Raw genomic sequence first — 23,909 nt, 5'->3', positions numbered from 1 at the left:
GGCGTGACGGGTCACATTCTTCACCGCGGCAGGGGCGTCTAAACCCGCATCGGCATCAGCACGTAGAGCGCGTCCTCGGCGGCCAGATCGCGCACCAGCGTCGGCGAACCCGGGTCGGCCAGCATGAAGATGGCGTCAGTTCCGGTCAGCTGCGAGGTGATGTCGAGCAGGTATTTCGCGTTGAAACCGATTTCGAGCGGGTCGTGCTCGTAGCCGACCGGCAGCTCTTCCGTCGCGCTGCCCGAATCCGGATTGTTGACCGTCAGCGTCATCTGGCCGTCGGTCAGTGCCAGCTTCACCGCGCGTCCGCGTTCGGAGGAAATCGTCGAAACGCGGTCGACGGCCTGGGCGAAGGACTGGCAATCGACGCGCAGTTCCTTGTCGTTGTTGGCCGGAATGACGCGCTGGTAATCCGGGAAGGTGCCGTCAATCAGCTTCGAGGTCATCACGATCGAGCCGATCGTCAGGCGGATCTTTGCGTCCGATACTTCGAGCGTCACGACGATATCGGGATTGTCGAGCAGCTTCTGCAGTTCGCTGACGGTCTTGCGCGGAATGATGATGCCCGGCATGCCCTCGGAGCCGGACGGCGCTTCGACGTCGGCGCGTGCAAGGCGGTGGCCGTCGGTAGCCACGGCGCGCAGCTTCAGGTCGCCCTTGCTCTCGACCGTGTGCACGAAGATGCCGTTGAGGTAGTAGCGGGTTTCCTCGGTCGAGATCGCGAACTGGGTCCGGTCGATCAGCATCTTCAGGTCGGTCGCCTTGAGGCGGAAGGTATGGGAGAAAGTGCCGGCCGTCAGGTCGGGGAAATCGGATTGCGGCAGGCACTGCAGCGAGAATTTCGAGCGGCCGGAGGCGACCGTCATCGCCGTGCCTTCGGCGTTGGTCGCAAGCAGCACTTCCGAGCCATCGGGCAGCTTGCGCACGATGTCATAAAGCAGATGCGCCGGAACGGTGGTGGCGCCGGCCTGTTCCACCTGCGCCGGCGTCGCCTCGGTGATCTCGAGATCGAGGTCGGTCGCCTTCATTTCGAGGCTCGCACCGTCGGAGCGCAACAGAACGTTCGAGAGGATCGGGATCGTGTTTCGCCGTTCGACCACGCGGTGAACGTGGTTCAGCGATTTCAGAAGATTGGACCGCTCGAGAGTAATGCGCATGGGATGCTACCGCTTTCAACCGTTGCTCGGCGGGCGAGGCTCCCGCCGCAGCGTCAACTGCGAGTGTCCCGGCCGACCGACCGGAAGGATGTGGACCGGCAAAATGGCAGAAACAGCGCCTGAAAAGCAAGGGGTTTGACGGGCGCTGTCCCCAGATGACGCGCTGGCCGGCCGCTTGGCGCCCTTGCTCTGCCATGTCGGCTCACTCATAAAGGCTAAAACCGGTCAGCCGGCATCGCCATCAGGAAGCTGCAGTTGGAAAAACATAAGACGTCGGACGCCTTGGATGGGCAGAAGCAGCGCAGCTATCGCCTGCACAATACCAGCATTCCCGCGCGCCCGCTCGACGTCGCGCTCTATCTTGTGGCGACGCCGATCGGCAACCTTGGCGACATCACCCTGCGCGCGCTGGAAACGCTCGCCGGAGCCGATGTGCTCGCCTGCGAGGACACGCGCGTCACCCGCGTGCTGCTCGACCGTTACGGCATCGTCAACCGGCCCTACGCCTACCACGAGCACAATGCCGACGAGGTCGGCCCGCGACTGCTCACGGCCCTTGGCGAGGGCAGATCGGTGGCACTCGTCTCCGATGCCGGCACGCCGCTGGTCTCCGATCCCGGCTATAGGCTGGCACAGCTGGCGATCGAGGCGGGGTACCGCGTCGTGCCGATCCCCGGCGCCTCCGCCCCGCTTGCAGCACTTGTCGGTTCGGGCCTTCCCAACGACGCCTTTCTCTTTGCCGGCTTCCTGCCGACCAAGGACAAGGCCAAGCGCGACCGGCTGCAGGAGCTGGCGACGGTACCCTCGACGCTGCTCTTCTTCGAATCGCCGCACCGGATCGCCGCCACGGTGGCGGCTGCCGCGGCGGTGCTCGGCGAAAACAGAAAGGCGGCCGTCTGCCGCGAACTGACGAAGACATTCGAGGAATTCCGCCGCGGCACGCTCGGCGAGCTCAAGGCGTTCTACGAGGAGGCCGGTGCGGTCAAGGGCGAGATCGTCCTGGTCATCGGCCCGCCGGACGCGCCACCGGAACCGGAGGCAGCCGACGTCGATGCGCTGCTTGTCCGGTTGATCGCCGACATGTCGACCGGCAAGGCGGCGACCGAAGCCGCCAAGCAGACGGGGCTTCCGCGCAAGGAGCTTTACGACCGGTTGCTTGAGCTCAAGGACCGCAATGGCGACTGACGGGCCCGATCGGCGCAAGCTCAAGGCACAGAGGCGCGGTCGGTTCGCCGAGTATCGCGCAGCACTTTGCCTGATCGCGAAGGGCTACCGGATCGTCGCCATGCGCCATCGCACCAAATTGGGCGAAATCGACATCATCGCCCGCAGAGGTGATCTCATTGCCTGCGTCGAGGTCAAGGCCAGGCGCTCGGCAGATGCGGGCGTCTTCGCAGTGACCGCCACGGCGCAACATCGCATCCGCGCCGCCAGCGACCTCTGGCTCGCGCGCCAGCCCGATTTCGCCAGACTTTCCGTCCGTTACGATATCATCACGGTGACACCCTGGCGCTGGCCGCGACACCTGCCCGATGCGTTTTGAACCGGCGCAGGATGAGGGAAAATGGTTGCGGTGTTCCGCCCGCATCCCGTCTTGGAACAAATTCGCGAATTTGTAATCGTCCCGACATAAAAGCGTTACCGGCCTGTCACTGAAGGCCACTAGTCCACTGCCATCCGCAACCCGGTGGAGAGGACCAGTCATGTTCAAGAAAATTTCACTCGCAGCTTTCACCCTTGCATTTTCGGCGACCTCATCGCTTGCCGCAACCAACATTACCTGGTGGCACGGCATGGCCGGCCGCAACGGCGAGGTCATCAACGAGATCTCCCAGAAGTTCAACGAAGCCCAGAGCGCCTGCGCCCTGACCCCGGTTTCGAAGGGCACCTATGAGGAAGCGCTCGCTTCCGGTATCGCCGCATTCCGCTCGGGCGAACAGCCGAACATCCTGCAGGTCTTCGACGCCGGTGCAGCGACCATCATCAACGCCAAGGGCGCCGTCGTTCCCGCCGAAGACCTGATCATCAAGGCCGGCCACAACTTCGACCGCAATGCCTTCATCGACGGCGTGCGCTACTTCTATGCCGATAGCGAAGGCAAGTTCGTCGGCATGCCGTTCAACTCCTCGGCGCCGATCATGTACATCAACGACGAAGCCCTGAAGAAGGCCGGCGTCGAAGCACCGAAGACCTGGGAAGAATTCGAGGCCGCAGCGCCGAAGCTCAAGGCTGCCGGTTACATCCCGCTCGTGCAGTCGCAGCTGACCTGGCAGTTCACCGAAAACTTCTTCTCGCGCAACAACATCCAGTTCGCGACCAACAACAACGGTTACGACAGCGTCGTCGACACGACGCTGAAGGTCACCGACCCGAACCTGGTCATGATGTTCGACAAGCTCAAGGCCTGGAAGGACGAAGGTTACTTCGCCTTCTACGGCGCCGGCTGGAACGACAACCAGAAGGTCTTCGAAGAAGGCAAGGCTGCATTCTGGATCGGTTCGTCGGGTTCATTCGGCGGCCTGCAGAAGACGGCGCAGATGCCATTCTCGGCAACCTTCCTGCCCTATTGGAACGCGATCGAGGGCGCCGGCACCAACTCCTTCATCGGCGGCGCGGCACTGTTTGCCATGTCGGGCAAGTCGGAAGAGGAAAACAAGTGCGTCGCCGACTTCTTCCAGTTCCTGACCTCGCCTGAGATCCAGTACTTCTACCACAAGGCAACCGGCTACGTGGCCATCACCAAGGCAGCCTACGAGCTTGCCCAGAAGGACGGCTACTACAAGGAAAAGCCGGTCGCCGAAGTCGGTATCAAGCAGCTGATGCTGCCGGCCGGCGACTGGTCGAAGGGCTACCGCCTCGGCTTCTACCCGCAGATCCGCGAGATCATGGAGCGCGAATACGGCCGCATCTTCTCCGGTGAGACCACGGTCAAGGACGCCTTCGACACGATCGAGAAGGAAGGCAACGACCTGCTCGCCCGCTTCGCCAAGACGGCCGGCTGATCTCGATGACTTCGGGAACGGAACTCCTCCCCGCACGGCGGGGAGGGACGGGCGCGGATCGGCGTCGCTTCGGCGCCCTCCGGCTGTTCGGCGGCAAGGCGAAGGACGGTGACGCGGCTGCCAAGCGCGTGCAGTTCTCCTCGCCCTACCTGCCTTACCTCTTTCTGGCGCCGCAGCTGGCGATCATCTTCGTGTTCTTCTACTGGCCGTCGATCCAGGCGGTCCAGTCATCCTTCTATCTGGAAGACCCGTTCGGCTTCGGCTCGACCTTTGTCGGCATGACGAACTACACCGATGTGCTGAAGTCCGGCGAATATCTGGGCATCGCGCGCTTCACGGCGATCTTCACCACGCTCGTCACCTTCTTCGCGCTGTCGATCGGCCTGCTGCTCGCCGTCAAAGCGGATGGCGTCATCCGCGGCAACGCCACATACAAGACGCTGCTCATCTGGGTCTATGCGATCGCGCCGCCGGTTGCCGGCCTCATCGGCATGATGTTCTTCGACCAGCACATCGGCCCGATCGTCGAGCTGGCGCGCTGGTTCGGTTGGGACATCAAGGTCGGCCTCAACTATTTCGATACCGCTTTCTCGATGATCGTGGTCTCGGTCTGGAAACAGATCCCTTACAACTTCATCTTTTTCCTCTCCGGCCTGCAGGGCATTCCGGTGGCGGTGCGCGAGGCGGCGGCAATGGATTGCCGCTCCGGCTTCCGCCGTTTCTGGACGGTGATCCTGCCGTTGCTCGCCCCCACCGCCTTCTTCCTTTTGATCATCAACGTCACCTATGCGCTGTTCGACACCTTCGGCGTCATCGACGTGATGGTGAAGGACAAGGCGGCGAACAATCCGATCACCCTTGTCTACAAGGTCTACATGGATGGTTTCCGCGGCAACGACCTCGGCGGCTCCTCGGCGCAGTCGGTCATCCTGATGCTCATCGTCTTCGTGCTCACCATCTTCCAGTTCCGCTTCATCGAGCGGCGCGTGCACTACAATTGAGGCGGGGCCGATGTATCGCACCAAGTTTTTCGACCACGTCATCCTCCTGATCGGCGTCTTCATCATGGTGGCGCCGGTCGTGGTCGCCTTCATGACGTCGACGCACGAGGCGGCGGATATCCACCGCAACGGCCTTAGCCTCAGCTGGGGCGGGCATTTCGTCGAGACCTACGAGACGGTGCTGACCCGCAAGGGCGGCTTCACCGGCAAGATCACCGGCCTCAACATGATGATGAACTCGATGATCCTCGGCCTCGGCTTCGCGCTCGGCAAGATCATCCTGTCGATGCTGGCTGCCTATGCGATCGTCTATTTCCGCTTCCGTCTCGCCACTTTCTTCTTCTGGATCATCTTCACGACGCTGCTTTTGCCGCTCGAAGTGCGCATTCTTCCCTCCTATGAAGTGATGAACACGCTGAAGCTGACCAACACCTATACCGGCCTGATCGTGCCGCTGCTCGCGTCGGCGACGGGCACCTTCTATTTTCGTCAGTTCTTCAAGTCGGTGCCGGACGAATTGCTCGAGGCGGCGCGCATCGATGGCGCCGGTCCGTTCAAGTTCTTCATCGACGTGCTGGTGCCGCTGTCGCGCACGATGATGGCGGCGATCTTCATCATCATGTTCGTCTATGGCTGGAACCAGTATCTCTGGCCGACATTGATGACCACGGACGAAGGCTTCTTCACGCTGGTGCGCGGTATCAAGCAGATCCTGCTCGTCTGGGTCGGCTCGAACATCCCCGATTACAACGAGGCCTTTGCGCTGGCGATCCTCGCCATGCTGCCGCCGGTCCTGATCGTGGTGATCTTCCAGCGCTGGTTCATCAAGGGCCTGACGGAAAGCGACAAGTAGATAACGCAGCGGCGAAGCCATCTTCGCCGCTCGCTCAAACGCAATTTACCAACGGAGGCAGCCATGGCGGCCATCACCATCGCCGAGGTCTCGAAGATCTATACCGGCAACGTCGAGGCGGTGAAGTCCGTCTCGATCGATATCGAGGACGGCGAGTTCATCGTGCTCGTCGGCCCGTCCGGCTGCGGCAAGTCCACGCTCTTGCGCATGGTCGCCGGACTTGAAGGCATCTCGAAGGGCACGGTCAAGATCGGCTCGCGCGTCATCAACGAGGTCGACCCGGCCGAGCGCGACATCGCCATGGTCTTCCAGAATTATGCGCTCTATCCGCATATGACGGTCTACCAGAACCTCGCCTACGGTCTGAAGAACCGCAAGACGCCGAAGGCCGAGATCGACGCCCGCGTGGCGGAAGCGGCGCGCATGCTGGAGATCGAGCCCTATCTCGACCGCAAGCCGCGGGCGCTTTCCGGCGGCCAGCGGCAGCGTGTGGCCATGGGCCGCGCCATCGTGCGCAAGCCGGCCGCCTTCCTGTTCGACGAGCCGTTGTCCAACCTCGACGCCAAGCTGCGCGTCTCCATGCGCGGCGAGATCAAGCGGCTGCAGAAGCGCCTCGGCACCACATCGCTCTACGTTACGCACGACCAGCTCGAGGCGATGACGCTCGCCGACCGGCTTGTGGTGCTGAACGGTGGCCGGATCGAGCAGATCGGCCGCCCGCTCGATGTCTACCATCGCCCGGCTTCGACCTTCGTCGCGAGCTTCATCGGTTCGCCGGCCATGAACCTGATCAAGGGCCGTATCGAAGGCTCGCGCCTGCATGTCGGCACCTACATGATCGAGCTTGGCGATCGTGCCCCGGTCGAAGGGCCGGTCACCGTCGGCTTGCGCGCCGAGGATCTGCGGCTTGCCTGTGTCGGCGAGGACGCGATGCTGTTCCAGGTCGACTATGTCGAGGAACTTGGCGCACAACGCCTGGTCCACGGCACCATCGAGGATCAGGCACTGACGGTGGCGCTTTCGCCCGAGATCCCGCTGTCCGGCGATCTCGCCGTGACGATCGCGACCGACCGCCTGCATTTCTTCTCGCCGGAGAACGGCAAGCGACTGGAGCGCGGCGCGTCTTTCATCAATACTGGCGAAAGCGCCCGTCCGCTCAGCCTGGAGCCGGCATTGTGATCGAAGAGACCGTCAGTACTCTTGCCGTACCGTCGCAGGAAACCCGCGCCGGTTTCACGGCGATCGAGGGTTCGATCGCAGCCCACGATGCCGTGATGGCGGCGTTGCCTGAAATGAACAGCATCGAGATCGGCGGCGAGCCGTCATCGAGCAAGCCGCTTGCCTTCCCGTTTACCGTCGCCGCCTGGAACCTGGAACGCTGCCTGTTTGCGCCGGAAAGTGCGGCGCATCTGGCGGCAACCGCAGCACCGGTCGTGCTGCTTTCGGAGATGGACAACGGCATGGCCCGCACCGGCCAGTGCCACCCGACCGCAGAAGTCGCAGCCTCCCTTCAGATGCAATATGCCTATGGCGTCGAGTTCATCGAGCTCGGCCTTGGCTCCGATACGGAACTGGAGTTCTGCAAGGACGACTTCAACGCGAAGGGTTTTCACGGCAACGCGCTGATGGCAGCAGTGCCGCTCGCCCAGCCGTTCATGCTCCGCCTCTGGGGCGAACGGCTCTGGTTCATGGATGGCGGCGACCAGCCGCGCGTTGGCGAACGTTTTGCCATCGGTGCGGTGATCGAGACCGAAGCCGGGCCTTTCGTTGCCGTTTCAACCCATCTCGAAAGCGCCACGACGGCGCTCTATCGGGAGCGCCAGGTCAAGGAACTCATCGATGCGCTCGATGAAGCGTTCCCCGCCATGCCTGTTCTTATCGGCGGCGACCTTAATACCGGCAACCACGCCGGCGGCGATTTCGAAGCCGAAGGGCTGTTTGCCATGAGTGCTGCGCGCGGTTTCACCCGCCATGGCGGGCCGATCGAGCTGATGACGACGCGCCCCAGCCTGATCACGCGCTGGCCGGAGCGGGCGATGAAGCTCGACTGGTTTTTGTCGCGCGGGCTGAAGATCGGCGAAAGCCGGATCATTCCTTCGCTCGACGCGGACGGCCGCCCGCTCTCGGATCATGATCTCATCACCTGCGTCGTCGAAGGCTTCGAGTAGCCTTGCTGCCGAAGCGGTCGCTCGATGCTTGGCGCTCGAGCCTTGCCTAAGGCGAGGCCGCATTCTACATGTTGCGGGCTTTTCTGGAGCGGGATGAGGAAAAGTGTGCGCGGTTTTCGGTGCGCATCCTGCTCCAACTTATTAAAATCGATCACGATCTCGGGCGAAGTGACCCAATGTCATCGTGATCCAACGGGGACGGGAAGATGGCGAAAATCGTCAATGTCGGGGTCCAGATGGACCATGTGTCGGGCATCAACATCGCAGGCGATTCCACCTTCGCGATGAGCCTTGAAGCACAGGCCCGCGGCTACCGGCTCTTCCATTACACGCCGGAAAAGCTTTCGCTGCGCGACGGCAAGGTTTTCGCGACGGCGCAGCAGATGACACTGCGCGACGTCAAGGGCGATCACTTCACGCTCGGCGAACCGGAGCGGCTCGATCTGTCGGCCATGGACGTGATCATGTTGCGTCAGGACCCGCCCTTCGACATGGCCTACATCACCTCGACGCATCTGCTCGAGCGCCTGCATCCGAAGACGCTCGTGGTCAACGACCCGGCCTGGGTGCGCAACTCGCCGGAAAAGATCTTCGTCACCGAATTCGCCGATCTGATGCCGAAGACGCTGATTACCCGCGACGCCGCCGAGATCGCGCGTTTCCGCGAGGAAATGGGCGACATCATCCTGAAGCCGCTCTACGGCAATGGCGGCGCCGGCGTGTTCCACTCCGCGCGCGACGATCGCAACCTGTCGTCGTTGCTCGAAATGTTCGGCCAGATGTTCCGCGAGCCCTTCATCGCGCAGGAGTATCTGCCGGCGGTGCGCAAGGGCGACAAGCGCATCCTGCTCGTCGACGGCGAGCCGGTCGGCGCGATCAACCGCGTTCCGGCCGAGCACGATGCACGCTCCAACATGCACGCCGGCGGCCGGCCTGAGCCGACCGAACTGACGGCGCGCGAGAAGGAAATCTGCGCCCGCATCGCACCGGCGCTGAAGGAACGCGGCTTCCTCTTTGTCGGCATCGACGTCATCGGCGACTACATGACCGAGATCAATGTGACGTCGCCGACCGGCATCCGCGAGGTCAAGAATTTCGGCGGCGCCGACGTCGCTAGCCTGCTTTGGGACGCGATCGAGCGCAAACGCGCGTGAAGAGAGCGGCGGGACGCGTTAGATCATTTCATTGTTTCGTTGAAACAGTGGAATGATCTAACTCTTTGAAATGACGCAATTCCGGACGGAAAACCGTTTCACACTTTTCCTGGAATTGCTCTAGACGACAGGCGCGCGCGCTGTAGCCACGAGACGCGACCAGCGCGCAGACGCGCTCTGGTCAATTCCGATCGTGGTGCTGATTGGCAGGCGTCCACCACCGAGCTGGAGCAGACGCTCTGTGGAAACGGCAGCCAGCAATGTCGTTCCAAAAAGGCCAGCCAAACGGGCGCTTCATGGCTGAGATTCGTTGCTTTGTCAGCCTATGCGCGGGCATCCGCGTCGGGTGCCGAAGATGATGCGATTCCGTTCTCCGCGGCTGCCGATGCCGCGAATTTCGATAATCTCCTGCGACGTCCGGCCGACGCGCGGATTGCGGAGATATCTTTGGGCTTTGCTGAGCGCCTGCCGCGGCGTGCACTGATAGGCTTCCGGCGGGCGGCGGCGATATTGCTGCGCGCCCCAGTCGTCTTCGTCATAGTATCGGGGTTCGTCGTAGTAGCGTGGCTGATCGCGGTAGCGTGGGCCGCCGCCTTCAATGTAAATATCCAGATCCTGGGAAGCGGCCGCTCCAACGACGAAGGTGCATGCCATGGCGGCTATCGCACATGTCTTGATGATTCTGATCATAGTGCTCTCCTTTGACTGCCTGGCATTCTAGCGACGGAATCATGAACGGCAGCAAAACGGTTCACTGGACGACGATCACGCCCTGGCCGGTCGGCAGCGTCAGAATCGTCTGGCCGTTCTTCCTGGCGAAATCGTTCCACATCGCGTTTTGTTCCTCGCTGCCGCGGAACGCATAGTCATCGAGAACGATTGTTGCCCCCGGCACGAGATTGTCCCACACCCGTTCGATACATTCCTTCTCGTATTGAGCCACGTTCAGGTCGATCGAAAGATAGGCAATCTTTGCGAGCGGCACGCCTTCGAGGGTGTCGGGCAGCACGCCGCGGACGAGATGTGCATTGGGGAAAGGTGCAAAGTTGCGCTTGGCGATCTCAAAAACGTCTTCATAGATGCCGGTGTTTCGCTCCGTTGTCAGCCGGCGTTCCACGTCCGTCATGTGCCCGTGAGGGATGCCGCCGAAAGTGTCGAACAGCCAGAACTTGCGATCGAGCGCTTCGAAACCGAGATAGCGGCAGACCGTCATCGACAGCAGGCCGGCGTTCACCCCGAACTCGACAAAGTCGCCCTCCAGCCGAAGGGCGCGCGATGCTGCCCAACAGCAGGTGTGCGCGCGCCAGCGGACATCGGGAACGTGGCCGCGCTTCCGCCAGGCCTCCCGGTTCCCTTCCTCCGCAAAGGCCCACGCCGCCGCAAACCGAGGCTCGTCCATGAACGACGTGTTCTTGTTCATCGTCCTGAAGCCGTCGGCGGCATACCCAGGTAGCGTTTTGTCCCCCTGTAGAAAATATCGCGTGCGCTTTTTCAGTTCGCGGATGCCAACCATCATCAATCCCTTCAGCAAACGTGAGGATTAAATAGCCGTCCGAAGAACTTTGGCAACCCGACCCTGGTCCCCTGGGTCCAAGACGAGCGCAAGCGGTTGATACGTGTCGGGACCGACGGCGAACGCGCGCCGATGGTGGGGACATCTTTGCGTTTCAGCACCTCCCGTGATGGAAGAATGACGAATTGGCACGATTGGGCGATTTCGCTGCTCGGGCGTGCGTGCGATGTGGCATCGCGATGTTCTGTAATTGTTCTTGTCTTTGTGCCTGTTCCGTGCAAGATTTTCTGTTGCAACCGAGAGGGTTGCGGCGGCACGGCGGCCGCCCGGTCAAAGAGGCGGTCATGGTTGCGCGTGTCAGTACGGTTGCATTCCAGGGGATAGAAGGCGTGCCGGTCGACGTTCAGGTGATGGTCGCACCGGGACGGGTCGGTATGCAGATCGTCGGCCTGCCCGACAAGGCCGTGGCCGAAAGCCGCGAGCGCGTGCAGGCAGCCCTTCATGCGTCTGGCCTGGCGCTGCCGGCCAAGAAAGTCACCGTCAATCTCGCGCCCGCGGATCTGCCGAAGGAAGGCAGCCACTTCGATCTGGCGATTGCGCTCGGGCTGATGGCCGCGCTCGGCGCCATTCCCGGCGACGCGCTGAACGGCTATGTGGTGATAGGCGAGCTTAATCTCGACGGCACGGTCGCGGCTGTCGCCGGCGCGCTGCCGGCAGCGATCGGTGCCAATGCGGTAGGAAAGGGGCTGATCTGCCCGGCCGAAAGTGGACCGGAAGCGGCCTGGGCGGGCGCCGAGATCGATATTCTCGCACCCCGCAGCCTGATCGCCATTGCCAATCATTTCAGGGGAACGCAGGTTCTCTCCCGCCCGGAACCGGCCATTCGCGTTGGTGCTGCCGATCTGCCTGACCTTGCCGATATCAAGGGGCAGGAAAGTGCCAAGCGGGCGCTCGAAGTCGCGGCCGCCGGCAACCACAATCTGCTGATGGTCGGCCCACCGGGTTCGGGCAAATCGATGCTGGCCGCCCGCCTGCCCTCGATCCTGCCGCCGTTGACGCCGGCTGAGCTCTTGGAAGTTTCGATGATCCATTCGATTGCCGGCCAACTGCCGGGCGGCAATCTGTCGGACCGGCGCCCCTTCCGCACTCCGCACCATTCCGCCACCATGGCGGCAATGATCGGTGGCGGTTTGCGAGCGAAACCGGGTGAGGCATCGCTTGCTCACAACGGTGTTCTGTTTCTCGACGAGTTTCCCGAGTTTCCCCCGCAGGTGCTTGATGCCCTGCGTCAGCCGCTGGAAACGGCCGAATGTATCATCGCCCGCGCCAACCATCGCGTCACCTATCCCGCCGCGATCCAACTGGTGGCGGCCATGAATCCCTGCCGCTGCGGCATGGCGGGTGAGCCCGGCCGAACCTGCGCTCGGGGTCCGCGCTGCATGACCGATTACCAGGCGCGCATCTCCGGCCCGCTGATGGACCGGATCGATCTGCGCATCGACGTGCCGGCCGTCAGCGCCGCCGACCTGATCCGTCCGATGGCGGCAGAGGCGAGTGCGGTGGTGGCAAGGCGTGTCGCTCGCGCCCGCGAACTGCAGGCCGATCGCTTCGTCATGCTCGGCAGTCGCGAACCATCGAGCAATGCCCGCTGCTCGACGGCGATGATCGAGCGCATTGCCGAGCCTGATGCGGCCGGCCTGCAGTTGCTGCGGGACGCGGCCGAGAAGCTGAAATTTTCAGCACGCGGCTATCACCGCGTCCTGAAGGTTGCGCGCACGCTCGCCGATCTCGAAGGTGCCGCAACCGTCGGCCGGCTGCATCTCGCCGAAGCGATCTCCTACCGCATCGCCGGCGAGCGATTGCAGGCCGCCGCATAGGGCAGTTGTTGACCGCGTTGCCGGTCATCGTGATGGGTCCTGACGTCGGCGCCTTTGCCCGTGATTCCGGGCTCGGACGCTGCCGCTGCTGCTTGATCCTGGAATTGGCACCGGCCTACGGCGCCGCGCGTCTTGCCCGACGCGCAAAGGTCACTGTCGCGCTTCTGCATGCTTTGATCGCGAAATCGCGACGATTTAGGATAGCATGCAATGGGCCGAAAGCTATCGTGGCACACTCCGGTAGCATCCCGAGGGGACCATATCTGATCGGCCCTGTTAGCGTGCTGCCCTGAAGCCGGCTGTTCGCCATCGCCGTGTGGTTCGCTGCAAGCCGTTACGCCGCCCCCCGTCTGAGGCCGCGGGTGGGAGCGGCGGAGTGAGCGATCTTGGTGACGGCATCGGTCTTTTCACACGGTCCATTTCGGGAGGTTAGTCATGACGAACGGTTCGCTCAGAAGAACCGATAGCGCCGAACGTGTGATTGCAGCGTCCGCGCCGGCGATCTACCAGGCACTGCTTGACCCGCAAGCCGTCGCGCGATGGCTGCCACCGGAGGGAATGACGGGCCGTGTCCATGCATTCGAAGCGAAAGAGGGCGGTCGCTACCGCATGGCCCTGGTCTACGACAAACCCGAACATGGCAATCGCGGCAAGACATCGGAGCATACGGATATCGTCGAGGGGCGCTTCGTCGAGTTGCGCCCGAATGAACGCGTCGTGCAACAGGTGAAGTTCGAAGCCGAAGATCCAGCATTTGCCGGGATTATGACGATCACCTGGGCGCTGGAGACGGTTTCGGGTGGCACCCGGGTGCGTGTAACCTGCGCGAATGTTCCAGAAGGCATATCGCACGAGGATCACGAGGTCGGGCTATCTTCGACACTTGCCAACCTCGCCGCCTTCACCGAATAAACGGTTTCGAAGCGCTATTTATTGGGCACCCATATTGCCCACTGTGAGCAGCAAAAAGGGCGCCGAGGCGCCCTTCGTTTGTCCTCTGCAACGAGCAGCTTACGCACCCAAGCCTTCGAAGAGAACCGTCGAAAGGTACCGTTCGGCAAAGGACGGGATGATGACGACGATGTTCTTGCCGGCGTTTTCCGGGCGCTGGCCGATCTCGATGGCGGCGGCGAGCGCAGCACCCGAGGAGATGCCGACCGGCACGCCTTCGAGCCTGGCAACGAGGCGGGCGATCTCGACGGCTTCGCCGCTGTTGACAGTGACGACTTCGTCATAGATGCCGGTGTCGAGGATCGCGGGCGCGAAGCCCGCGCCGATGCCCTGGATCTTGTGCGGGCCGGGGTTTCCGCCCGAAAGCACCGGCGATTCCTCCGGCTCGACGGCGATCACCTTGATCGACGGCTTGCGGGCCTTCAAGACCTGGCCGGCGCCGGTGATGGTGCCGCCGGTGCCGATGCCCGAGACGAGAATGTCGACGCTGCCGTCGGTGTCGTTCCAGATTTCCTCGGCCGTCGTCTTGCGATGGATTTCCGGGTTGGCCGGGTTTTCGAACTGTTGCGGGATGATGGCGTCAGGCAGGGTCTCGACCAGTTCCTGCGCCTTGGCGATGGCGCCCTTCATGCCCTTGGCGCCCTCGGTCAGCACCAGTTCGGCGCCGAACAGCGCCAGCATCTTGCGGCGCTCGACCGACATGGTTTCCGGCATGGTGAGGATCAGCTTGTAGCCCTTGGCAGCTGCGACGAAGGCGAGCGCAATGCCTGTGTTGCCCGAGGTTGGTTCGACCAGCGTCGTGCGGCCGGGAACGATCTTGCCCTGCGCTTCCAGGCTCTCGATCATGGCAACGCCGATACGGTCCTTGACCGAGGCGATCGGGTTGAAGAATTCGAGCTTGGCGAGAAGATTGGCTTTGACGCCCTTCTCCTTGGCAAGCTTGTCGAGCCGCACGATGGGAGTGTCGCCGATCGTTTCCGTGATCGAGGAATAGACGCGGCCGCGGCCGGGCTTGCGCGTGTCAGACATGGGTTTCTCCCTTGGGTGTGAACTGTTTGGTTGTGACAATAGGGGCAATGCCCGTTCTATTCCAGAACGGCAAACGCGAGGCGACGATCCGCCGGAGGAAAAAACACCGGTGGAAGCGCTGTCCGGGGAATGTTTTTTCAGGCGGCGCGGGTGGCGATATAGGCCGCTGTGCCGGCCAGCACGCCCGCAGCGACGCGGTTCAGCGCCTGCAAGGCCTTCGGCTGTTTGAGCAACGTGCGCGCCCGTGCGGCAAGCAAGATATAGGGCAGAAGCACGGTCAGCAGCACGAGGAATGTCGCCATCAGCAACAGACCGTATTCGCGCGGCCCAATCATCGCAATGTCGATCAGTGTCGGCACGAGCGCCACGTAAAACAGCATTGTCTTCGGGTTGCCGAGCGTGACCAGCAGGCCCGAAAGGAACGACATCGACACGCTTGACGACGTCTTTGCCTTGATGTCCTGGGGCAGGAGCCCGGCCGTCCAGAGCTTCCAGGCGATGTAGCCGAGATAGAGCACGCCGGCGAACTTGACGATCAGGAAGGCGGTCGTGAAGGTCTGGGCGATCAGCGCCAGGCCGAGCACCACGGCAGTCAGGTAAACCATGTCGCCGAGGATCAGGCCGAGCCCCATGAAGAACGTCTCGCGAAAGCCTGAGCCGAGCGCCCGCGCGACGAGCGCTGTGACACCGGGGCCGGGAATGATGGCTGCGATGAAGAGAGCGCCGCTATAGGCAAGCAGGGCTGCAAGCGTCATGATCGTTCCTCCCGGTGGTGACGCCGTTTTTAGCGCAGAGCGTCGAAAATGAAAATCCGGATCGTTACGCAGGCGGCAATTTCGCGACAAAATTGATCGGGTGACAAGTCCGGCGTTGCCCGGGGTCCGAAGATGCGTAGAGCTTTGGGAAATACTCAATCAAGGCGCACCTCATGCCAGAGCTCCAGAACCTTATCGGCTTTGCCCTCATCGCCCTCGGCATGGTGCTGACGCCGGGGCCGAACATGATCTACCTGATCTCCCGCTCGATCGGCCAGGGGCCCGCAGCAGGCCTGATCTCGCTTGGCGGCGTCGCGCTCGGTTTCGTGGTCTACATGGTCTCGGCGGCGCTCGGCATCACCGCGCTGCTCTTTGCTGTGCCTTTTGCCTATGACGCCCTGCGGCTGGCCGGTGCCGCCTATCTCGTCTATCTCGCCTGGCAGGCGGTCAGGCCCGGCGGGCGCTCGCCCTTCCAGGTCAAGAACCTGCCGAAGGACGGCCCGCGCAAGCTGTTCCTGATGGGGTTCCTGACGAGCTTGCTCAACCCCAAGGTCGCCGTGCTCTATCTCTCGCTCCTGCCGCAGTTCATCCGCCCGGAGGCGGGCAACGTGCTGGCGCAGTCGATGATCTTCGGCTCGATCCAGATCGCCACCAGTGTCTCGGTTAACGCGATGATTGCTCTGGCGGCAAGCTCGATCGCCGCCTTCCTGGCCGGGCGTCCCTTGTTCATGGTCGTGCAGCGCTGGGCCATGGGCACGGCCCTGTTCGGCTTTGCCCTCAGCATGGCCGCCGAAGCGCGCCGCTAAGGGCGCGCTTCTATCGGGCTTCAGGGATGGTGCATGCTGCGCGCCACCTTAACGTGCCGCGCAGCATGGTCTTTCCTATTCGAACACCGGCCGCATGAAGCTTCGCTCGTAACTGACGATGCAGCGCGTCTTCTCGCCAAAGGCGAAGGCCTCCAGGCATTCCGGGTCCTTGGCCATTTTCTCGCGATAGATCTCGTATTCGGCGAGGCTCGGAAAGGTGAAGAGCGCCAGTGCGATGTTGTTTGCGCCTTCGTGCGGCATGAAATAGCCGTGATGGGTGCCGCCGAGCCGGTTGACGAGCGGAATCCAGAGCTTTGCGTAGTGTTCGAACTCGGCCAGCTTGTAAGGGTCGATAACGTATTTCAGATAGCAGGTGATCATGCGGTTCTCCCTTCGCGTCTGCGCTTGATAGGGGAGGGCAGGCGAAGTTTCCAGCCGAGATTCATGCCGGCTGCGGCGACAAGGATGGCGATCGAGCCGAAGATCTGGATCGGCTGCAGCGCATGGCCGAAGGCCAGCCGATCGACGACGATGGCGGCGATCGGGTAGATGAAGGACAATGCCCCGGTCATGTGCGTCGGCAGCCGCTGGATCGCGCCGTAGAGCAGCACATACATGATGCCGGTATGGATGACGCCGACGGCGATCAGGATCGACCATTGTTCTGCACCCGAAGGGGCAGGGGCGGCAAGCGCCATCGGCGCCAGCATCAGCGTGCCGGTAATGACCTGGATCAGCGCGATCAGGTGCGGCGGCGTTCCCTTGAGCAGCTTGGTCAACAGCGCCGCGATCGCGTAGAAGAAGGCAGCACCGATCGCAAGCGCAATGCCGATCAGATAATCTTCCGGCGCAAAGCCGCCGCCGGGCTTGGCCGAGATGATCGCCAGCATGCCGGCAAAGGAGATCGAAAGCCAGAAGACCTTGGCCGCGGTGATCTTTTCGCCGAGAAACAGCGCGCCGAGCCCTAAAAGCATGAACGGCTGGGTGTTGTAGACCATCGTCGCGATCGAGATCGAGGCATGCGAATAGGCGGCAAACAGCAACAGCCAGTTGACGACGATGGCGATGCCGCCGGCAATCGACAGGAGCAGAACCCGCCGGGTGAAATGGCGCCGGTCGATGAGGCCGAGCATGGCCGCGATCGCGACCAGCGTCACCGCGCCGAAAACACAGCGCCAGAAGACGACGCTCGTCACCGGCTGGCCCGACATCAGCACGAACCAGCCGATCGTGCCCGATATCAGCATCGCTGCCGTCATCTCGGCACTGCCTCTTTTAATGTCTGCGCCCATGGCGATCGCTCCTCGGTTGATGATCCAAGAATAGTTGGCTTCCAATGCGGTTTATATGGATGAACGCAGGCTCTTCGGCTATTCTGTCTAATCATCGAAGGTGGTTTCGATATTTTGACTTATGAGGTTGCCGATGCTCGATGAAGTCGATCGCCGCATTCTGGATATCCTGGCGGCGAATGCGCGCGTGTCGCTGAAAGAGCTGGCGCAGGAGGCGGGCCTCTCGTCGCCGAGCGCTGCAGACCGCCTGCGCAAACTGGAAGAACGTGGCGTGCTCGACGGTTTCACCATCGCGCTCAATCCGGTGAAGCTCGGTTATCCCTTGCAGGCGATCATCCGCGTACGACCGATGCCGGGCATGCTGCATATCGTCGAGAAATTGATCCAGGAGACGCCGCAGATCGTCGAATGCGACAAGGTCACCGGCGACGACTGCTTCATCGCCAAGCTGTTCGTGCGAGATATGGGGGAGCTGGACACGCTGCTCGATCGTATCGCCGAGAAGGCGCAGACCAACACGTCGATCGTCAAGTCGACGCCGGTCAAGCGGCGATTGCCGCCGCTTATCTGATCCGACTTTTAGAAATCACGCAGCTCCGTACCGAGAACCGCATCACGCTTCTCCCGGAGCTTCTCTCGAGCGTTTCCGATTTAGACGGAGCCGTGGAAACGCTCTAGCTCTTTGTTTTCACGCATTTCCTGACGGAAACCCGCTTCGCACTTTTCCTGGAAATGCTCTAGACGCCAGTCGAGCCGAAGCCGCCGGCGCCGCGTGCCGTGTCGCTGGCGCTGTCGGCCTCGCGGACGCTTACCTGCGTCACCGGCGCGATGACCATCTGCGCGATGCGCATGCCGCGCTCGATGACGAAATCTTCGTCGCCGAGATTGACCAGCAGAACCTTCACCTCGCCCCGATAGTCGCTGTCGATCGTGCCCGGCGTGTTGAGGCAGGTGATGCCGTGCTTGAAGGCAAGGCCCGAGCGCGGTCGGATCTGCGCCTCATAGCCGGCCGGGATCTCGAAGATGAAGCCTGTCGGGACCAGCGCCCGCTTTCCCGGCGCAAGCGTCATCGGCTCGCCGACGGCCACGGCGGCGCGCAGGTCCATGCCGGCAGCCCCCTCGGTCTCATAGGCCGGCAGGTCCAATGCCGCGCCATGCGGCAGGCGAATGAGGGTGAGGGCGGGCTTTGTCTGGGGCGTGTGCATGGTCATTGATCCATAAGCCGGGCGCTCGCTGCGCCGGTCAATTGCATAATGAGGCCCGAGCCTGTAAAGACGCCGCAACTCACAGGATTCTACGACATGGCTGAAAGTCTCGCCGAGGCGGTCTCCCGCCGCCGCACATTTGCGATCATCGCCCACCCGGACGCGGGCAAGACCACCCTCACCGAAAAGCTGCTGCTGTTCGGTGGCGCCATCCAGCTCGCCGGCGAGGTCAAGGCCAAGAAGGATCGCATCCAGACCCGTTCGGACTGGATGAAGATCGAGCGCGAGCGCGGCATCTCGGTCGTCACCTCGGTGATGACCTTCGAATATGGCGGCAACGTCTTCAACATTCTCGACACGCCCGGTCACGAAGACTTCGCCGATGACACCTACCGCACGCTGACGGCTGTCGATGCCGCGGTCATGGTCATCGACGCGGCCAAGGGTATCGAGCCGCGGACGCTGAAGCTGTTCGAAGTCTGCCGTATGCGCGACATTCCGATCATCACCTTCGTCAACAAGATGGACCGCGAGAGCCGCGACCCCTTCGAGATCCTCGATGAGGTCGAAGAAAAGCTGGCGCTCGACTGCGCGCCGGTGACCTGGCCGATCGGCCGCTCCAAGACCTTCTGCGGTTCCTACCATCTCGCCGACAACACCGTGCGCGGCGCCGATACGCAGGAAGTGCTGACCAAGGTCAGCGACCCTGAGATGGCGGCCCACCGCCTGCCGGAAAACGAGCGTGACGCCTTCATCGAGGAAACGTCGCTGGCGATCGAGGCCTGCAAGCCGTTCGACAAGAAGGCCTTCCTCGAAGGTCACCTGACGCCGGTGTTCTTCGGCTCGGCCCTGCGCAACTACGGTGTGCGTGACCTGATCAACGCGCTCGGCGAAATCGCCCCGCCGCCGCGCGACCAGGTTGCCGACATCAGGACCGTGCATGCGACCGACGACAAGATGACTGCCTTCGTCTTCAAGATCCAGGCGAACATGGACCCGAACCACCGCGACCGCATCGCCTTCGCGCGTGTCTGCTCCGGCAAGCTGGAGCGCGGCATGAAGGCGCGGTTGGCGCGCACCGGCAAGCAGCTGGGTCTGAGCGCGCCGCAGTTCTTCTTCGCCTCGCAGCGTCAGCTGGCCGATACGGCCTATGCCGGCGACGTCGTCGGCATTCCGAACCACGGCACTTTGCGCATCGGCGACACGCTGACGGAAGGCGAACATCTCGTCTTCCAGGGCGTGCCGAACTTCTCGCCGGAAATCCTGCGCCGTGTGCGTCTGGAAGACGCAATGAAGGCCAAGAAGCTGAAGGAAGCCCTGCAGCAGATGGCGGAAGAGGGCGTCGTCCAGCTCTTCTCGCCGGAAGACGGCTCGCCGGCGATCGTCGGCGTCGTCGGCGCGCTGCAGCTCGACGTTCTGAAGGAGCGCCTGCAGGGCGAGTATGGCCTGCCGGTTTCCTTCGAAATGTCGCGCTTCTCCGTCTGCCGTTGGATTTCGGCCGATCAGCCCGCCGACCTCGACAAGTTCGTCACCGCCCGTCGCGGCGATATCGCCCGCGACCTCGATGGCGACCCAGTGTTCCTGGCGCAGGACAGCTTCTCGCTGCGCTACGAGGCCGAGCGTTATCCGGCGATCAAGATGGTCGCGATCAAGGAGTATCACGTCGCCAAGGCGGCGTGAGCGATGGTAATGGCAGCCGGCGGCGTGCGCCGGCTGACCGCCCACCGATCAGAGGGTCGACATGCGCAGAGCCAGCACCAGCTGCGTCACCCTGAGGGTTACGAAAGCGTAGATCGCCAGCAGCAGGATCTGCAGCGCCAGATGCCGGCGTACCTTCGATAGCCTGTGCAGGCCATCAGCCAGATTGAGCAGAAACAAGACGATGCCGATGGCGGAGACGATGTAACCCGCCACGGCAGTGTTCGGCAGCCCCTTGATCTCCAGGCTGCGGCCATTCTCGATAGCATGCATGCCGGCGGCAATCACCACGGTCGCCACGACCAGGTTGCGCACATGGCGAAAGATCTCTTCGAGCCCGCCATTATCGAACAGCATTCGCCGCGCCAGGCCGAGTTTTGATCGCGTGCCTTCAATCATGTCTGCCTCTTGCTCGCTGCATGATCCTCAAATCGAGATCGATTTAAAGGCGGAACTATGCGGCAAATTTAAAGAACGGCAGCATCGCACCCGTTGTTGACGTGGCGTGCTGCATGCTGCCGGGAGGCTGCGATAGTATGTCGGCTTTGCATGACGTCAAAGATTTTCGGTACGCGCCACCTGCCCATGTGCGGCAAAGGCAAAGCGCGGCGCCGATCGGCTGAGCAGCGCCGACGTCGGGCGGACATGCCAGATGGCGCCGATGGCTTCCTCCAATGCTGCAATGAGCTCGGCCACATCCGCCGTGGCGGTTTCATGCAATGCTTCTACGACGATGAGGGCTGACGTGGTCTGCGGGCGGATTGCCGAATGGCCGCTCTGCCGGTTGGTCCAGCGGCGCGCATGGGCGCGTCCGTGCGCGTCGCAAAAGATCACTTCATCCGTTTCGGGGTGTTCCGTTTCTCCGGAGAACGTCGCGTAGATCTCGTCTCCGCTCGCGCGGGTAACCTCGAGATCGCCGGCGATGCGGGAGAGGTCGAAGACGGCGATGGGGATGGCAAAGGCGAGCGACACGGCGTTGCAAAGGTCGATCAACGGGTGGATCGACGGCAGGTCGCCCTCTTTCCTGAAGCGGCGCAGCAAGGCTTCCGATGCGCAGCGATACTGCGTCGGCTTCAGCCCCATCCTGGTGAAGGTCCGGCGCCACGCCTGAATTTCCGCAAGCTCGCCTTCGGAGTTCGCGGCAAGAACATCGCTGGCAATGGCCTCAAATCGATCAACGGCGTCAGCGACCGAAACGTCGCTACGGATGCCCTCGACATGGAGCGCGCCGGCCGCAAGCTCGGGAAAATCACGCCAGATGCTGTCTGAATGCTGGAAATGCATGGGATGCCTCGAAATGGAAGGGGATGATGACGGCGTCAGATCTGCGTTTGACCGGCAGTCTTGGACCAGAAATGCGGCATGGCAAGACTGAGGACGGCGACAAGAACGCAGCCGATGCCGGCGAGTTGATTGACGTTGACGGGTTCGCCGAGAAGAACAAATGCCAGCAGCACGGCGGAGACGGGCGCAAGTGCTGTAAAAACCGAGGCTTCCGTTCCGCTCACCCTGGCTGAGCCTGCGTACCAGAGAATGAAGCCGGCGACCGTCGGGACCAGGGCGTAATAGAGAACGGCCGCCAGCGACTGCATCGTGATGCTTTGCATCGAGGGGGCCTCGAAGAGAGCGGGCACGATGGCCACGCCCACGCCCATCCCGGCCATGATGGTGGACAGGGCAAGAGGCGCGATCGGCGTTCGGATGCGCTTGTTGATCAGGATGAACAGCCCTTCGCAAATCACTGCGCCGAAGACGAGCGCGATGCCGAGCGGCGAATGGTGCGCACCGTCGTCGGGCCGAAGCACGATGGTCATAACGCCGGCGGCGGCCAGTCCGATCGCGATCAGGGTCGAGCGGCTGGGCCGTTCGCCGAGCAGCAGGATGGCGATGCCGGCGGAGACCACAGGAAGGGTGCCGATGACGACGCCGGCATCCGTCGCCGAACTGTAGCGCAATCCGGCGATGAGAAGCGTCGTGTAGCCGACGCTGCCGGCCCCTGCCTGTAGGAGCAGGATCAGCCACTCGCGCCGCTCCAACCTTGGCCAAGCTGTGCCCGTCAGGCGCATCAAAGCGAAGAACAGCGGAAAGGCGACGGCGAAGCGCAAGGCGGTGGCGATGAAGGGCGGCAGCCCCGACGCGATCAGCTTGCTGGCGATCACCGTGCTACCGACCATGATCATCGCCAGCGAGAGATAAAGGTATCCCTGAAATTTTTCCGTCATGCCGCCACTCCTGCGTTGGCGCGCAAGAGACCTCATTCCGGCCTTTCGGTCTTGAACGGAATTGCGGGCGTTAAAGCAGGTCGCGCAAAAGTATGAAGCGGATTTGCGGCAACGACATGCGCGCAAAAACAAGAGCTTAAAGCGCTTCAAGCGATCTGAGAGATCGCGGTGCGCTTTCAGGTTAGTGAAACGCTTCGGCGTAGGCGCCTGGGGAAATGCCGTATTTGCGCACGAAAATCCGGGTCATGTGGCTCTGGTCGGCAAAGCCGCCTTCCGCCGCCGCTTCGGCAAGCGGGACGCCACGCGCAATCAGCCGTCGCGCCAGATCGATGCGGCGCTGCACGAGATAGGCATGCGGCGTCAGCCCGAAGGCTCTCGAAAAGCCGCGCACGACCTGAAACCGGCTGAGGTCGGCCGCCCGCGCGAGGTCGGACAAAGTGATCGCGACTGTCGGATCGTCGTCGATCAGGCGTTGCGCCCTGCGCATCGCCGACGGCACGCCTCCGCCATGCATTTGCCCGCCACGCGTGCGCATCACGTCGGCAATCAACGTCAGGACGCACTCCTCGCCGTGCATCCCCGTCCGGTCGCCATCGGGCGCGGTGATCGAGTTGAAGAGTGCCTGGAAGTGTTGCGACGTTCGAACATCATGGAAGACGGGTTCGGTGAACTCCGCAATCCGCGTCTTTCCCTGGCTGATGTCCTCCATGGCGTCGCCGATCGCTGAAGGCTCGAAATAGAGCATCCGCCAGGACCGCCCGGCGTCGCCGATCGGCACGCCGTCATGGACCTCGCCAGGGTTGACCGTGATCATGTCGCCGGCGCCGGCTTCCACCATGCCGCGGCCACTCAGCGATTTCTGGGCGCCCTGGTGGATGAGGCCGATGCCGAATTGCTCATGCGTATGACGTGCAAACACGTGCCCCGACGCGGCCTCGACGACCTCGACGCCACCAATGCGGCAGGGGAATATCGTGAACCGGCCTTTCGTCATCGCCTCGCCTGTGCGGGCACCGGTGGCCCGTCGGATGTTTCTGCCTCTCTCTTACAACGGCCGCGACTTTACGGCCATGGGTCTCGAGGGACGCGACCCTATCTCCCTGGTCGAGGAAGGGTTGCATGAAGCCAGGTCTCGATCTTTCATGGGTTGCCGCAGCCGCAGAGCGAACACAGGCGCAAGCTGGCGCTTTCGTCCCTCCGGCGTTGCATTCGCTCGCCGCATGCTT

25 protein-coding genes are annotated in these 23,909 nt (G+C 62.6%); 13 read left to right on the top strand and 12 right to left on the bottom strand.

Translation table 11 applies throughout. The annotated features are described in order from the left end of the window. Positions 1-38: 38 nt before the first annotated feature. Positions 39-1,157 (bottom strand): DNA polymerase III subunit beta, encoded by a 1,119-nt coding sequence (dnaN, locus tag ABIE33_RS06815; RefSeq protein ID WP_429122953.1) that lies wholly within the window; start codon positions 1,155-1,157, stop codon positions 39-41. Between the two features lie 255 nt (positions 1,158-1,412). Between dnaN and rsmI the strand changes: the two genes are divergently transcribed. The 8 genes from rsmI to gshB all read left to right on the top strand — a co-directional run bounded on the left by rsmI (position 1,413) and on the right by gshB (position 9,335). Then, complete coding sequence (gene rsmI / locus ABIE33_RS06810; protein WP_429122950.1) at positions 1,413-2,342, top strand: 16S rRNA (cytidine(1402)-2'-O)-methyltransferase; 930 nt, start codon at positions 1,413-1,415, stop codon at positions 2,340-2,342. Then, positions 2,332-2,700, top strand: coding sequence for a YraN family protein (locus ABIE33_RS06805; protein WP_429122947.1), 369 nt, complete (start codon positions 2,332-2,334; stop codon positions 2,698-2,700). The genes rsmI and ABIE33_RS06805 overlap by 11 nt, the downstream gene beginning before the upstream one ends. 160 nt (positions 2,701-2,860) lie before the next feature. Continuing rightward, entirely contained in the window at positions 2,861-4,159 is a 1,299-nt protein-coding gene (locus ABIE33_RS06800) for an extracellular solute-binding protein (protein ID WP_429122946.1), read from the top strand. A gap of 5 nt (positions 4,160-4,164) precedes the next feature. Continuing rightward, entirely contained in the window at positions 4,165-5,160 is a 996-nt protein-coding gene (locus ABIE33_RS06795) for an ABC transporter permease subunit (protein WP_429122943.1), read from the top strand. A gap of 10 nt (positions 5,161-5,170) precedes the next feature. Continuing rightward, on the top strand, positions 5,171-6,013 hold the full coding sequence (gene ugpE, locus ABIE33_RS06790) for a sn-glycerol-3-phosphate ABC transporter permease UgpE (protein WP_429122940.1): 843 nt from the start codon (positions 5,171-5,173) through the stop codon (positions 6,011-6,013). Between the two features lie 63 nt (positions 6,014-6,076). Further along, entirely contained in the window at positions 6,077-7,192 is a 1,116-nt protein-coding gene (locus ABIE33_RS06785) for a sn-glycerol-3-phosphate import ATP-binding protein UgpC (RefSeq protein ID WP_429122937.1), read from the top strand. Beyond that, entirely contained in the window at positions 7,189-8,181 is a 993-nt protein-coding gene (locus ABIE33_RS06780; RefSeq protein ID WP_429122934.1) for an endonuclease/exonuclease/phosphatase family protein, read from the top strand. Before ABIE33_RS06785 ends, ABIE33_RS06780 begins: the two co-directional genes overlap by 4 nt. Positions 8,182-8,387: 206 nt before the next feature. Then, a complete protein-coding gene (gshB, locus tag ABIE33_RS06775; protein ID WP_429122931.1) occupies positions 8,388-9,335 on the top strand; it encodes a glutathione synthase in 948 nt (315 codons plus the stop codon). 318 nt (positions 9,336-9,653) lie between these two features. On the opposite strand, the gene ABIE33_RS06770 is transcribed toward gshB, so the two are convergent. Both ABIE33_RS06770 and ABIE33_RS06765 read right to left on the bottom strand, forming a co-directional pair. Next, the gene (locus tag ABIE33_RS06770; RefSeq protein WP_429122930.1) at positions 9,654-10,025 is read right to left on the bottom strand and encodes a hypothetical protein; all 372 of its coding nucleotides are present in this window, start codon (positions 10,023-10,025) and stop codon (positions 9,654-9,656) included. A 61-nt stretch (positions 10,026-10,086) separates the two neighbouring features. Next, positions 10,087-10,851, bottom strand: a complete 765-nt coding sequence (locus ABIE33_RS06765; protein ID WP_429122927.1) for a TylF/MycF/NovP-related O-methyltransferase — start codon at positions 10,849-10,851, stop codon at positions 10,087-10,089. Between the two features lie 341 nt (positions 10,852-11,192). Here ABIE33_RS06765 and ABIE33_RS06760 point away from each other — a divergent pair, with 341 nt between their 5' ends. Together ABIE33_RS06760 and ABIE33_RS06755 are read left to right on the top strand one after the other, a co-directional pair. Continuing rightward, the gene (locus tag ABIE33_RS06760) at positions 11,193-12,725 is read left to right on the top strand and encodes a YifB family Mg chelatase-like AAA ATPase (protein WP_429122924.1); all 1,533 of its coding nucleotides are present in this window, start codon (positions 11,193-11,195) and stop codon (positions 12,723-12,725) included. 435 nt (positions 12,726-13,160) lie between these two features. Beyond that, the gene (locus tag ABIE33_RS06755; RefSeq protein ID WP_429122921.1) at positions 13,161-13,637 is read left to right on the top strand and encodes an SRPBCC family protein; all 477 of its coding nucleotides are present in this window, start codon (positions 13,161-13,163) and stop codon (positions 13,635-13,637) included. 99 nt (positions 13,638-13,736) lie between these two features. Here the strand turns inward: ABIE33_RS06755 and cysK are convergent, their stop codons facing one another. Both cysK and ABIE33_RS06745 read right to left on the bottom strand, forming a co-directional pair. After that, positions 13,737-14,705, bottom strand: a complete 969-nt coding sequence (cysK, locus tag ABIE33_RS06750; RefSeq protein WP_429122918.1) for a cysteine synthase A — start codon at positions 14,703-14,705, stop codon at positions 13,737-13,739. A 137-nt stretch (positions 14,706-14,842) separates the two neighbouring features. Next, positions 14,843-15,460, bottom strand: a complete 618-nt coding sequence (locus tag ABIE33_RS06745; protein ID WP_429122915.1) for a LysE family translocator — start codon at positions 15,458-15,460, stop codon at positions 14,843-14,845. Positions 15,461-15,633: 173 nt separating this feature from the next. Between ABIE33_RS06745 and ABIE33_RS06740 the strand changes: the two genes are divergently transcribed. Then, positions 15,634-16,266 carry a LysE family translocator gene (locus tag ABIE33_RS06740; RefSeq protein ID WP_429122913.1) on the top strand — a complete coding sequence of 211 codons (633 nt, stop codon included), beginning with the start codon at positions 15,634-15,636 and terminating at the stop codon, positions 16,264-16,266. 75 nt (positions 16,267-16,341) lie between these two features. On the opposite strand, the gene ABIE33_RS06735 is transcribed toward ABIE33_RS06740, so the two are convergent. Beyond that, entirely contained in the window at positions 16,342-16,647 is a 306-nt protein-coding gene (locus ABIE33_RS06735) for an NIPSNAP family protein (protein ID WP_429122910.1), read from the bottom strand. Further along, on the bottom strand, positions 16,644-17,558 hold the full coding sequence (locus ABIE33_RS06730) for a DMT family transporter (RefSeq protein WP_429122907.1): 915 nt from the start codon (positions 17,556-17,558) through the stop codon (positions 16,644-16,646). Before ABIE33_RS06730 ends, ABIE33_RS06735 begins: the two co-directional genes overlap by 4 nt. 133 nt (positions 17,559-17,691) lie before the next feature. Here ABIE33_RS06730 and ABIE33_RS06725 point away from each other — a divergent pair, with 133 nt between their 5' ends. Continuing rightward, complete coding sequence (locus ABIE33_RS06725; protein WP_429122904.1) at positions 17,692-18,129, top strand: Lrp/AsnC family transcriptional regulator; 438 nt, start codon at positions 17,692-17,694, stop codon at positions 18,127-18,129. Positions 18,130-18,295: 166 nt separating this feature from the next. Here ABIE33_RS06725 and dut read toward each other — a convergent pair whose 3' ends face one another. After that, the gene (gene dut, locus ABIE33_RS06720; RefSeq protein WP_429122901.1) at positions 18,296-18,763 is read right to left on the bottom strand and encodes a dUTP diphosphatase; all 468 of its coding nucleotides are present in this window, start codon (positions 18,761-18,763) and stop codon (positions 18,296-18,298) included. Positions 18,764-18,859: 96 nt separating this feature from the next. Here dut and ABIE33_RS06715 point away from each other — a divergent pair, with 96 nt between their 5' ends. Beyond that, on the top strand, positions 18,860-20,443 hold the full coding sequence (locus ABIE33_RS06715) for a peptide chain release factor 3 (protein WP_429122898.1): 1,584 nt from the start codon (positions 18,860-18,862) through the stop codon (positions 20,441-20,443). A gap of 48 nt (positions 20,444-20,491) precedes the next feature. Here the strand turns inward: ABIE33_RS06715 and ABIE33_RS06710 are convergent, their stop codons facing one another. From ABIE33_RS06710 to ABIE33_RS06695, 4 genes are all read right to left on the bottom strand, one after another. Then, on the bottom strand, positions 20,492-20,860 hold the full coding sequence (locus tag ABIE33_RS06710; RefSeq protein ID WP_429122895.1) for a hypothetical protein: 369 nt from the start codon (positions 20,858-20,860) through the stop codon (positions 20,492-20,494). Between the two features lie 156 nt (positions 20,861-21,016). Then, positions 21,017-21,745, bottom strand: coding sequence for a B3/B4 domain-containing protein (locus tag ABIE33_RS06705; RefSeq protein ID WP_429122892.1), 729 nt, complete (start codon positions 21,743-21,745; stop codon positions 21,017-21,019). 35 nt (positions 21,746-21,780) lie between these two features. Further along, on the bottom strand, positions 21,781-22,683 hold the full coding sequence (locus ABIE33_RS06700) for a DMT family transporter (protein ID WP_429122889.1): 903 nt from the start codon (positions 22,681-22,683) through the stop codon (positions 21,781-21,783). A 181-nt stretch (positions 22,684-22,864) separates the two neighbouring features. Continuing rightward, positions 22,865-23,677 carry an AraC family transcriptional regulator gene (locus ABIE33_RS06695; RefSeq protein WP_429122886.1) on the bottom strand — a complete coding sequence of 271 codons (813 nt, stop codon included), beginning with the start codon at positions 23,675-23,677 and terminating at the stop codon, positions 22,865-22,867. Positions 23,678-23,909 lie beyond the last annotated feature (232 nt).

It is taken from the genome of Ensifer sp. 4252, assembly GCF_050434565.1.
In the GTDB taxonomy this organism is placed as follows: Bacteria; Pseudomonadota; Alphaproteobacteria; order Rhizobiales; family Rhizobiaceae; genus Ensifer.
Note: the sequence above shows the minus strand (reverse complement) of the source record. Positions and strands in the feature narration are given on the sequence as shown.